Origin of the sequence: Luteimicrobium xylanilyticum (genome assembly GCF_009429125.1) — a bacterium.
Classification (GTDB): Bacteria; Actinomycetota; Actinomycetes; order Actinomycetales; family Cellulomonadaceae; genus Luteimicrobium; species Luteimicrobium xylanilyticum.
Map to the genome: position 1 here is coordinate 1183523 of NZ_CP045529.1, position 10627 is coordinate 1194149.

8 protein-coding genes and 1 tRNA gene are annotated in these 10627 nt (G+C 71.9%); 7 read left to right on the forward strand and 2 right to left on the reverse strand.

Translation table 11 applies throughout. The annotated features are described in order from the left end of the window. Positions 1-8 precede the first annotated feature (8 nt). A complete protein-coding gene (locus KDY119_RS05035; RefSeq protein ID WP_036952182.1) occupies positions 9-1517 on the reverse strand; it encodes a zinc-dependent metalloprotease in 1509 nt (502 codons plus the stop codon). Positions 1518-1668: 151 nt separating this feature from the next. Between KDY119_RS05035 and KDY119_RS05040 the strand changes: the two genes are divergently transcribed. The 6 genes from KDY119_RS05040 to KDY119_RS05065 all read left to right on the forward strand — a co-directional run bounded on the left by KDY119_RS05040 (position 1669) and on the right by KDY119_RS05065 (position 8152). Next, complete coding sequence (locus KDY119_RS05040; RefSeq protein WP_153022021.1) at positions 1669-2703, forward strand: Rossmann-fold NAD(P)-binding domain-containing protein; 1035 nt, start codon at positions 1669-1671, stop codon at positions 2701-2703. 58 nt (positions 2704-2761) lie between these two features. Continuing rightward, positions 2762-3874: a YlbL family protein gene (locus tag KDY119_RS05045; RefSeq protein WP_227994527.1), complete on the forward strand. Its 1113-nt coding sequence runs from the start codon at positions 2762-2764 to the stop codon at positions 3872-3874. 126 nt (positions 3875-4000) lie between these two features. Then, complete coding sequence (locus KDY119_RS05050; protein ID WP_036952180.1) at positions 4001-7036, forward strand: UPF0182 family membrane protein; 3036 nt, start codon at positions 4001-4003, stop codon at positions 7034-7036. Positions 7037-7122: 86 nt separating this feature from the next. Beyond that, positions 7123-7199: transfer RNA gene (locus tag KDY119_RS05055), tRNA-Met, on the forward strand. A 135-nt stretch (positions 7200-7334) separates the two neighbouring features. After that, the gene (locus KDY119_RS05060) at positions 7335-7865 is read left to right on the forward strand and encodes a dsRBD fold-containing protein (RefSeq protein WP_153022022.1); all 531 of its coding nucleotides are present in this window, start codon (positions 7335-7337) and stop codon (positions 7863-7865) included. Further along, a complete protein-coding gene (locus KDY119_RS05065; protein WP_036952174.1) occupies positions 7862-8152 on the forward strand; it encodes an acylphosphatase in 291 nt (96 codons plus the stop codon). The genes KDY119_RS05060 and KDY119_RS05065 overlap by 4 nt, the downstream gene beginning before the upstream one ends. A gap of 7 nt (positions 8153-8159) precedes the next feature. Here KDY119_RS05065 and KDY119_RS05070 read toward each other — a convergent pair whose 3' ends face one another. Further along, positions 8160-9149 (reverse strand): LacI family DNA-binding transcriptional regulator, encoded by a 990-nt coding sequence (locus KDY119_RS05070; protein WP_083890999.1) that lies wholly within the window; start codon positions 9147-9149, stop codon positions 8160-8162. A 159-nt stretch (positions 9150-9308) separates the two neighbouring features. On the opposite strand from KDY119_RS05070, the gene KDY119_RS05075 reads away from it, so the two are divergent. Further along, positions 9309-10622 (forward strand): ABC transporter substrate-binding protein, encoded by a 1314-nt coding sequence (locus KDY119_RS05075; protein ID WP_036952170.1) that lies wholly within the window; start codon positions 9309-9311, stop codon positions 10620-10622. The last annotated feature ends 5 nt before the right edge of the window (positions 10623-10627 follow it).

A 10627-nucleotide genomic window follows, 5' to 3' on the forward strand; every position in this document is an offset into this window, starting at 1 on the left:
CCGGACGCTCAGCCCTTGGGCTGCTCGCCCTCCGACCCGTCGTCGTCGGACGCCGCGGGATCCGCGCCGTCATCGGGCGTCTCACCACCCAGGATCTCCGCGAGCGCGGCGTCGAGGTCGGCCGACGACGCGTCGGCCTCCGTACGGCGTGCGGCGTAGCCGGCCGGGTCGTCGAGGTCCTCGGCGGTGGGCAGCAGGTCGGGGTGGTCCCAGACGTGGTCCCGGCCCTCGGGGCCCTGGTCCGCCCCGATGCGCGCCCACAGCGCGGCGGCGTCGCGCGACCGGCGTGGCCGCAGCTCGAGCCCGACGAGCGTCGCGAACGTCTGCTCGGCGGGCCCGCCCGCGGCCCGGCGGCGGCGGAGCATCTCGCGCAGCGGCACGGCGTGCGGGAGCTGGGGGAGCGCGGCGGTCGCGGTGACCTCGTCGACCCAGCCCTCGACGAGCGCGAGCGTCGTCTCGAGGCGGCCGAGGGTGGCGGTCTGCTCGGGCGTGTGCTGCGGCCCGAAGACCCCGCCGCCCGACAGTGCGCCCCGCAGGGCGTCCATGTCGGACATGTCGACGTCGGCGACCTTCTCCTCGAGCGCCTGCAGGTCGATCGTGATGCCCCGTGCGTAGGCCTCGACGAGCCCGAGCAGGTGCGCACGGAGCCACGGGACGTGCGTGAACAGGCGGGCGTGCGCGGCCTCGCGCAGCGCGAGGTAGAGGCGCACCTCCTCGAGCGGGGCGTCGAGCCCCTCCGCGAACTCGGCGACGTTGCGGGGCAGCAGCACGGTCGACGGCTCGGCGAGCAGCGGCAGACCGATGTCGGTCGCGCCGAACACCTCGCGTGACAGCGTGCCCGCGGCCTGCCCGACCTGCATGCCGAACATCGCGCTGCCCATCGAGCGCATCATCGTCGCGGGGTCGAGGCCGGCGAGGCCGCCGAGCGCGCCGGCGGGGAGCCCGGGGATGCTCCGGCCGGGCAGCCCAGGCAGTGGCGTCTCGCCCTCGGGGCCCTCGCCGAGCTGGTCGGCGAGGATGCTGGAGAGCGCGTCGGCCATCGACGCGGCGACGGGCGCGGCGAGCGCGTTCCACGCGGGCAGGGTCCGCTCGACCCACTCCGACCGGCTCCACGCGGCCCGGGCGCCGCCAGCGGGCGGCAGCTCGGTCGCGGTGTCGAGCCACAGGTCGGCCACGGTCAGCGCGTCGACGACGGCGCGCGCCTCGCCCGCGGTGACCACGGGATCCCCGCCGGTGACCGCGACCTGGCGGGCGACGTCGTGCGCGAGGTCCGTGTTGACCGGGCCCGCGCCCGGCTGGGTGAGCATGCGCTGGACGCGCTCGAGGATCGGCCCGAGGAGCTGCGGGTTCGCGGCGAGCTCGCCGTTGGCGCCGAGCGCCTCGGGGTCGAAGCCGTGGGCGCGCAGCTCACGCATCGCCTCGTCCGCGTCGGCGCCGAAGACGGAGCGCAGCAGCTCCTCCCAGCCGGACCGGTCGGGCGATCCGCCGCGCGCGGGGTCGTCGGGCAGGTCGGTCATGAGTCCTCCTGGGAAGATCCGCGGTTGCGCCTGACCCCGGTGTTACCTTGGTCATATCTGGACGTCAGGGCAGGCCGACGACGCGACGTCGGCGGCCTCGGTTCTTCGTTCACCGTAGCCGCTGTGGGGGCCGGGAGGGTGGTGGTGGACCGTGCCTGACGCCCGACTTCGCTCTCAGCGCAGCCGCGTGGTCGTGGCCGGGGAGGGCCGTCTGGCCGAGCGTGTCGCCGTCGGGCTCGGTGCCACCCACGTGCCCGAGCTCCCCGACGACCCCACGGACCTGCTCCGGGACGTCGGCGTCCTCGTCGCCGTCGGGCACACCGCCGACTTCGCGCTCGAGACCACCGAGCGCAACCGCCGCGAGCGGCTCGTCGAGCAGGCCCGCCGGGCCGCCCGCGCCGTCGTCGCGCACGACGTGCACGGCGTCGTCGTGAGCTCGGCCATGGTGTGCGGAGCGTCGCCCGGCCGACCCGTGATCGGCGACGACGAGCCGCGGGACGAGGTCGCGTCGACCTCGCCCGGCGTCGTCGGGCGCATCGCAGCGTTCGAGCGTGCCTTCGACGCGGAGCTGTCGGTCGCACCGGGAGAGCCGCGGTCGACCACCCTGCGGTGCGCGGCCCTGGTGGGCCCCGGCGTCGACACCCTCGTGACCCGGCACTTCGAGGCTCCACGCCTCCTCGTGGTCCGCGATGCCGCGCGCGGCTGGCAGCTCCTGCACGTCGACGACCTCGTCTCGGCGATCCGCACGACGGTCACCGAGGGGCTGACCGGCGTGCTCACGGTCGGCCCGGTGCACGACGACGGCACGCCCGACGCGCTCACGTCCGCGGAGGCCGCGGAGCTCGCCGGCAAGCGGCTCCTCACCCTGCCGGCGTCGACCGCGTTCGCGCTCGCGGAGAACCTGCACCGGGTCGGGGCGGTCCCGGCCCCGCCCGACGAGCTCGCGTTCGCCGTCTACCCGTGGACCGTCGACCCGGCGCGCCTCGTGGCGGCGGGCTGGCGCCCGGCGTGGTCGTCGGCGCGCGGTGTGGCGGCGCTGGTCGAGGGCCTGCGGTCGGGTCTCACGCTCGCCGGGCGGCGCGTCGGCGCGCGGGACGCCGCCGCACTGGGGGCAGCGGGGGCCGCCGTCGCGCTCCTCGGCACGGCGGCGGTATGGCGCCAGGCCCGTGGGCACGGGCACCGATGACGCGCGCGGCGGCCTGCCGGTTCGCGTCCTCCCAGGTTGATCCGACAGGATGTCCTCCGTGTCCGGACCGGTGAGCCCGCAGGGGAGCGGCAGCATGCCGTCGCCCGAGACCGGCCCCGTCGTCACGCCGCGCACCCGGACGCTGTCCTGGGCGGGTCTGATCACGGTCCTGCTGCTGGCGGTGCTCGTGTTCCTGCCGGCGCCGTTCGTCGTGAACAGCCCGGGACCGACGTTCGACACGCTCGGCGAGTCCGGCGGCAAGCCGGTCCTGCAGATCTCGGGCGCGAAGACCTACCCGACCACGGGCGAGCTGCGGCTCGTGACCGTGCTCGAGGCGGGCGGCCCGGGCTACGCGGTGACCCTCGACCAGGCGGTCGAGGGCTGGTTCCGCAAGGACACCGTGATCCTTCCCCGCGACCTCGTCTTCCCGCCCGGGACGACGCAGGAGCAGGAGCAGGAGGAGTCCCACCAGCAGATGGTCTCCTCGCAGGAGCAGGCCACGGTGGCCGCACTCACGGAGGTCGGCTACGAGGTCCCCGCGACGCTGACGATCATCGGCGCGGTGCCGAAGTCGGGTGCCGACGGTGTGGTCGAGAAGGGCGACGTCGTCACGACCTTCGACGGCAAGTCCGTGGCCACCTACACGGGCCTCCTCAAGGCGCTCGACGACGTCACGCCCGGCGACGACGTGACCCTCGGCGTGAAGCGCGACGGCGCGAGCAAGGACCTCACGATCACGACGAGCCGTGGCAGCGACGGCAACGCCCAGCTCGGCGTCTACATCGACCCGAAGTTCGACTTCCCGGTCGACGTCACGATCAACCTCGCCAACGTCGGCGGACCGAGCGCGGGGCTGATGTTCTCGCTGGGCATCGTCGACAAGCTGACCCCCGACGACCTCGCCAAGGGCAAGACGGTCGCCGGCACCGGGACCATCGACGTCGACGGGACCGTCGGCGCGATCGGCGGCATCCGCCAGAAGATGGTCGGGGCCCGGCGCGACGGCGCGACCTGGTTCCTCGCCCCCAAGACGAACTGCGACGAGGTCGTCGGCTACGTGCCCGACGGCATGCACGTCGTCGCCGTCGGGACGCTGCACGAGGCCCGCGAGGACCTCCTCTCGATCCAGCACGGCACGGCGTCCGGCCTGCCCACCTGCCAGGGACCCTGACGGGCGCGACGCCCCCGTCCCGCAGCGGAGCCCGGTGACCGGTCGTCCCGACCCGATCCGTCCGTCTGTGGGAGCCTGGGGGCAGCCGCACGAGACCCCGCGTCCCAGCCACCCGAAGAGGTCGCCTTGTCCTTCGCCTCGTCCCCCTCCCAACCGCGTCGGCCCGCGCCCGGTGCACGCCCTCGACGGCGCAGCCCCCTCCTGATCACGCTGCTCGTCCTCGTGGCGGTCGTCGTGGTCGTCGTGGTGGCCTCGCAGCTCGGCACCGAGGTGCTGTGGTTCAACCAGCTCGGGTTCGGGCGCGTGCTCCTCACCGAGTGGAGCACCCGGCTCGTGCTGTTCCTGATCGGTTTCCTCCTCATGGGAGGTGCGGTCTACGCGTCGATCGCGGTCGCGTACCGGAACCGGCCCTTGTACGCGCCGAGCACGCCCGAGCAGGCCACGCTCGACCAGTACCGCGAGGCCATCGAGCCGCTGCGCCGGCTCGTCACGATCGGCCTGCCGATCCTTCTCGGCCTGTTCGCGGGCGCGTCCGCCGCGGGGGCATGGAAGAAGGTGCAGCTCGCGCTGCACGCGCAGTCCTTCGGGACGAAGGACCCGCAGTTCCACCTCGACCTCGGCTTCTACGTGTTCTCGTTGCCCTTCTGGCACTTCGTCGTCGGGTTCTGCGTCGCCGTGATCATCGTGTCGGGGCTCGTCGCCATCGTCACGCACTACCTGTACGGCGGGATCCGGGTCGGCGCGAGCGCGGGCGGGCGTCTCGCCACGACCCGTGCGGCACGGGTCCAGCTCTCGCTCACGGCCGCGCTGCTCCTTCTCTCGATGGCCGCGAACTACTGGCTCGACCGCTACTCCCTGCTGACCAAGAACGGGACGGACTTCGCGGGCGCCGGGTACACGGACGTCAACGCGGTGCTCCCGTCGAAGCTCATCCTGGCCGGCATCGCGGTGCTCGTGGCGGCCATCTTCGTCGTCACGGCGTTCCGGGGGGACTGGCGTCTGCCGGTGATCGGCGTCGGGCTCATGGTCGTGGCCGCCATCGCGATCGGGGGCATCTACCCGGCCGTGGTCCAGCGCTTCACGGTGAACCCGAACGAGCAGGCCAAGGAGTCGCCGTACATCCAGCGGAACATCGACGCCACCAAGACGGCCTTCGGGCTGGACGACGTCGACGACCAGTCGTACAGCGCGACGACGACCGCACAGAAGGGCGCGCTCAAGAAGGACTCGCAGACGACCGCGCAGATCCGCCTCCTGGACCCGCAGATCGTCAGCCCGTCGTTCCGTCAGCTTCAGCAGAACAAGCAGTACTACGACTTCCCCGACACGCTCGCCGTCGACAAGTACACGATCGACGGCAAGAGCCAGGACACGGTGATCGCCGCGCGTGAGCTGAACCTTGCCGGCCTCGGTGCCGACCAGCGGAACTGGACCAACGAGCACACCGTCTACACGCACGGCTACGGGGTGGTCGCCGCCTACGGCAACACGACGACCTCGGACGGACAGCCCGCGTTCTTCGAGCGCGACATCCCGTCCGTCGGCTCTCTCGGGAAGTACGAGCCGCGCATCTACTTCGGGCAGAACCTGCCCGGGTACTCGGTCGTCGGCGCGCCGAAGGGCACGCAGCCGTGGGAGCTCGACTACCCGGACGACTCGGCCGACGGCCAGGTCAACTACACGTACACCGGGGACGGTGGACCCTCGATCGGCAGCTTCGCCGCCAAGGTCGCGTACGCGATCAAGTTCGGCGACGAGCAGCTGCTCTTCTCGAGCCGTGTCACCTCGGACTCCCAGATCCTCTACGACCGGGACCCCCGCGAGCGCGTCCAGAAGGTCGCCCCGTACCTCACGCTCGACGGCCGGGTCTACCCGGCGGTCGTCAACGGCCGGGTGGTGTGGATGGTCGACGGGTACACGACGTCGGACGGCTACCCGTACTCCACGGGCACCGCGCTCGACTCGGCGACCGCCGACGCCCTCACCCAGCGCTCGAGAGCGATCGCCCAGCTCGCGCCGCAGGAGGTCAACTACATCCGCAACTCGGTGAAGGCGACCGTCGACGCTTACACCGGCAAGGTGACGCTCTACGCGTTCGACGCGAAGGACCCGGTCCTCAGGGCGTGGGAGTCCGTGTTCCCGAGCACGGTCGAGCCGATGTCCGAGATGTCGGGCCAGCTGATGAGCCACGTGCGCTACCCGGAGGACCTCTTCAAGGTGCAGCGCACGCTCCTCACGCGCTACCACGTCGACGACGCCTCGCGGTTCTTCCTCGGCCAGGACTTCTGGAGCGTGCCCAAGGACCCGACCGTCAGCACGAGCTCCGGCACGACGGCGCCGTACCAGCCGCCGTACTACCTGACCCTGCAGATGCCGGACCAGAAGTCGCCGTCGTTCTCGCTGACCTCGGCGTTCGTCCCGGGTGGCAACACAGACAGACAGATCCTCACCGGGTTCCTGGCGGTCGACGCGGACGCGGGCGACCAGGCCGGCAAGGTCGCGTCCGGGTACGGCAAGCTCAGGCTGTTGGAGCTCCCACGCAACGCGACCGTGCCCGGACCCGGCCAGGTCCAGAACAACTTCAACACCAACGCGTCCGTGTCGGAGCAGGTCGGCCAGTTCCAGCGGTCGAACGCGCAGGTGCTGCAGGGCAACCTGCTGACCTTGCCCGTCGGTGGGGGACTCCTCTACGTCCAGCCGATGTACCTCAAGTCGACCGGCGACACGTCGTTCCCGCTGCTCCGCAAGGTGCTCGTCGGGTTCGGTGACCAGGTCGGGTTCGCCGACACGCTCGACGAGGCCCTCAACCAGGTCTTCAAGGGCAGCTCCGGCGCCGACGCGGACGACAGCAACCAGGGCACCGGGGGGTCGGGGGAGAGCTCCGGTCAGTCCGGCGGCTCCGAGGGCTCCGGCGGCTCGGAGGCAGGTTCGACGGCGCAGGCCCAGCTCGACGCGGCGCTGCAGAAGGCGAACCAGGCGATCAAGGACGGCCAGTCGGCCCTTGCGAAGGGTGACTTCGCGGCCTATGGCGACGCGCAGAAGAGGCTGCAGAGCGCGCTCGAGGATGCGACCGCCGCGTCCGAGAAGCTGGACAGCGCGGGGTCGACGCCGACGACGTCGCCCACCTCCTCGCCGACGACGACGTCCGGGTCCGGCGGCTGACGAGCCCCTCACCACGGGCGACACGAAGACCGGGGGCGGGCCGATTTGGTCCCGCCCCCGGTCTTCACGTATGGTTACGGAGTCGACGCGGGGTGGAGCAGCTCGGTAGCTCGCTGGGCTCATAACCCAGAGGTCGCGGGTTCAAATCCCGCCCCCGCCACCAGAGAAAGGCCCTCGACCGGAAACGGTCGGGGGCCTTTCGCCTTGCCTGGGGTCGCCACCGTCCGACCTGCCTCGATCTCGGCGTCGCGCCGGGCACCATGCCGTGCGCATGATGGGAAGACGGAGGTGAGAGGCGATGAAGGCTTCGGTCGGGGATCGCGTCATCACGGTGTCGGGGACGGTCGGGACCGCCGCGCGCGAGGGCCGCGTGGTCGAGCTGCGCCATCTGGACGGGTCGCCGCCGTTCGTCGTCGAGTGGGCGGACACGGGGGAGCGCAGCGTCGTGTTCCCGGGGCCGGACACGGTGCTCGAGCACGACGACGGCGCGCGAGCCGCGGCAGCAGCCGCAGTGGAGGCGTCCGCGGACGACGGCGCCCAGGCGGTGCCGCACACGACGTGGCGGGTCCAGGTGGACGTGTTCGAGCACGGGGGCCACACGCACGCGCAGGCGCTGCTCGTCGCCCCTGGCGAGGACCTGGGCGCGGGGCTCGACGAGCTCCGGTCCGTCGGGCAGGCGCGCCGCGCGCCGGAGGACCCGGACCTGCCGCTCGTGGGCGACGAGCTCGCGGTGGGCCGCGCCCTGCGGCGGCTCGCGTCCCGGCTGCTCGGGGACGCGGAGCACGGCCTCGCGCAGGCGACCGGCGAGCACGCGCGCGTGCACGCATGACGGGCGAGGCGACGTCGCGCGCCGAGCGGCTGCGCGCCGTCGTGCACGGCCGTGTCCAGGGGGTGGGGTTCCGTTGGTCGGTGGGGCGTGAGCTGTCCCGCCTGGGACTGCGGGGCTCGGCCGAGAACCTCGCGGACGGGACCGTCGTGGTCACGGCCACGGGGCCGCGCGCGGGCGTCGACGGCCTCGTCGCCTGGCTGTGCGGCGACGCCACGCCGGGCGAGGTGGTCCGCGTGGACGTCGACCGCGGCCCGGAGGCCGGTGGGCCGTCGTCAGGCGGGTCGTAGCGCTCGCTCAGGCGACGGGTGCGCCGATCCGCCGGCAGCTCGCCCGCTCGACGAGCTCGGTGGGGAGGCGGACGTGCACGTCGCGCTCGACGCCGTCGATCACGTCGACGAGCAGGCGCAGCGCCTCGGCGCCCATCCGGTGCAGGGGCTGGCTGATGGTGGTCAGCGGAGGCGTCGACAGCGCGGACTCGGGGACGTTGTCGAAGCCGATGATCGAGACGTCCTCGGGGACACGGAGACCGAGCTCGTGCGCGACGTCGATGGTCGCGAGCGCCGAGAGGTCGTTCGACGCGAAGATGGCGGTCGGGCGGTCGGGGCGGCTGAGGAGGTCGCGCGCCGGTCCGGTCGCCGCCGAGGGCACGTACGAGCCGACCCGCACGAGGCTGGGGTCGACCTCGCGGCCAGCGTCGGCCATGGCCTGCCGGAACCCGGCCTCACGCAGCCGGGCGGACTCGAGGCCGCCACGCCCGGCGAGGAAGCCGATCCGCGAGTGCCCGAGGTCGAGCAGGTAGCGGGTGGCGGCGACGGCGCCGGCGTAGTTGTCGGAGTCGATCGTGGGCAGACCGGACGGCCCGGTGTGCGGGTCGACCGCGACGACCGGGACGCCGTGGTTGGTGTCGACGACGGTCGGCGTGACGAGGACGGCGCCGTCGATGAGCGTCCCGGACAGCCGGGACAGGTGGCGTCGTTCCCAGCCGACGTCCGCGCCGCGGCTCCCGCCGGAGTAGGCGAGCAGCTCGTAGCCGGTGCCAGCGATGGCCTCGGATGCGCCCTTGAGGAGCTCGGTCGAGAAGGGCTCGAACTCGGCGACGAGGATGCCGAGCACGTGGGTACGGCGCGAGCGCAGGCTCTGCGCGCCGAGGCTCGCCTCGTAGCCGAGCCGTTCGATCACGCCCTGGACCCTGTCGAGGGTCTCCTGCGCGACGCCGTATCGGCCGTTGACGACCTTGGAGACCGTGGCCACGGAGACGCCGGCCTCGCGGGCGACGTCGGCCATCTTGACCCGGGGGGCGAGGTTCACACCCCTGATCATAGGTGGCATCGCTGTCGTCACTAAAACGTTATCGATAACGGTTGACACGACGACGGTCCACGCGCCAGACTCGCTGGCGTCACCCACCAGTTCGACCCGTCGACGACGACGAAAGGCTCAACGATGACCAGAAAGTTCCGTGGTGCGGCCCTGATCGCCCTCGGTGCGAGCGCAGCGCTCGCGATGACCGCCTGCTCGGGCGGCGACAGCGGCAGCGGCGACGGCGACTCGACCAAGTCGGGACCCGTCACCCTCACGATGTGGACCAACGCGTCGACCGGTCCCGGCACCGCCTACTTCGCCCAGTTCGCCAAGGACGTGCACGCGAAGTACCCGGACATCACGCTCAAGATCCAGAACATCCAGAACGAGAACTACGACGGCAAGCTCCAGACGGCCATCAACTCCGGGTCCGCGCCCGACATCTTCTACCAGCGCGGTGGCGGCAAGATGGGCGACATGGTCGACGCCGGCCAGGTCATGGACCTGAGCGACCTGATCACCGACGACACCAAGCAGGCCATCGGCGACGGCGTGCTCAAGTCCGAGCAGATCGACGGCAAGACCTACGCCATGCCCTACACGGTCACGCCGGGCGGCATGTGGTACAGCGAGGACATCTTCAAGAAGGCCGGGATCAGCAGCACCCCGACGACGATCGACGAGCTGAACCAGGACGTCACGAAGCTCAAGAGCCTCGGCAACGTCGCCCCGGTCGCGCTCGGCGGCAAGGACGCCTGGCCCGCCGCGCACTGGTACTACTGGTTCGCGCTGCGCGAGTGCTCCGAGGACACGCTGAACTCCACCGCGAAGGACCTCAAGTTCGACGACCCGTGCTGGACGAAGGCGGGCGACGACCTCAAGTCCTTCGCCGACACCAAGCCGTTCAACAACGGCTTCCTGACGACGTCCGCCCAGCAGGGTGCCGGTAGCTCGGCCGGCCTGCTCGCGAACCACAAGGCCGCCCAGGAGCTCATGGGCGCGTGGGAGCCCGGCGTCGTCGCGTCCCTGACGTCGAACCAGAAGCCGCTACCCGACCTCGGCTTCTACGCCTTCCCTGCGGTCAACGGCGGGCAGGGCGACCCCAAGGCGATCATGGGCGGCGTCGACGGCTTCTCGTGCTCGGCCAAGGCGCCCAAGCAGGCCTGCGCCGACGTGCTGAACTTCCTGGTCACCAAGGACACGCAGGAGCAGTTCTACAAGGCCTTCGACGCGCCGCCCGTGAACAAGGACGCGCAGTCCGTCGTCACGGAGCCGTACCTCAAGTCGGCCATCGCGGCCTACAACGAGGCGCCCTACGTCTCCCTGTGGCTCGACACGCTCTACGGGGCGAACGTCGGCAACGCACTCAACACCGCGGTGGTGAACCTGCTCGCGGGCAAGGGCTCCGTCGCCGACATCATCTCGACCGTGAACTCGGCCGCTGCGAAGGGATGACGACG

Excerpts from the sequence above, each read along its gene's own strand:
- KDY119_RS05035 (WP_036952182.1), bottom strand. The coding sequence starts at position 1,517 with ATGACCGACCTGCCCGACGACCCCGCGCGCGGCGGATCGCCCGACCGG.
- KDY119_RS05060 (WP_153022022.1), top strand. The coding sequence starts at position 7,335 with ATGAAGGCTTCGGTCGGGGATCGCGTCATCACGGTGTCGGGGACGGTC.
- KDY119_RS05065 (WP_036952174.1), top strand. The coding sequence starts at position 7,862 with ATGACGGGCGAGGCGACGTCGCGCGCCGAGCGGCTGCGCGCCGTCGTG.
- KDY119_RS05070 (WP_083890999.1), bottom strand. The coding sequence starts at position 9,149 with ATGGCCGACGTCGCCCGCGAGGCCGGCGTCTCCGTGGCCACGGTCTCC.
- KDY119_RS05075 (WP_036952170.1), top strand. The coding sequence starts at position 9,309 with ATGACCAGAAAGTTCCGTGGTGCGGCCCTGATCGCCCTCGGTGCGAGC.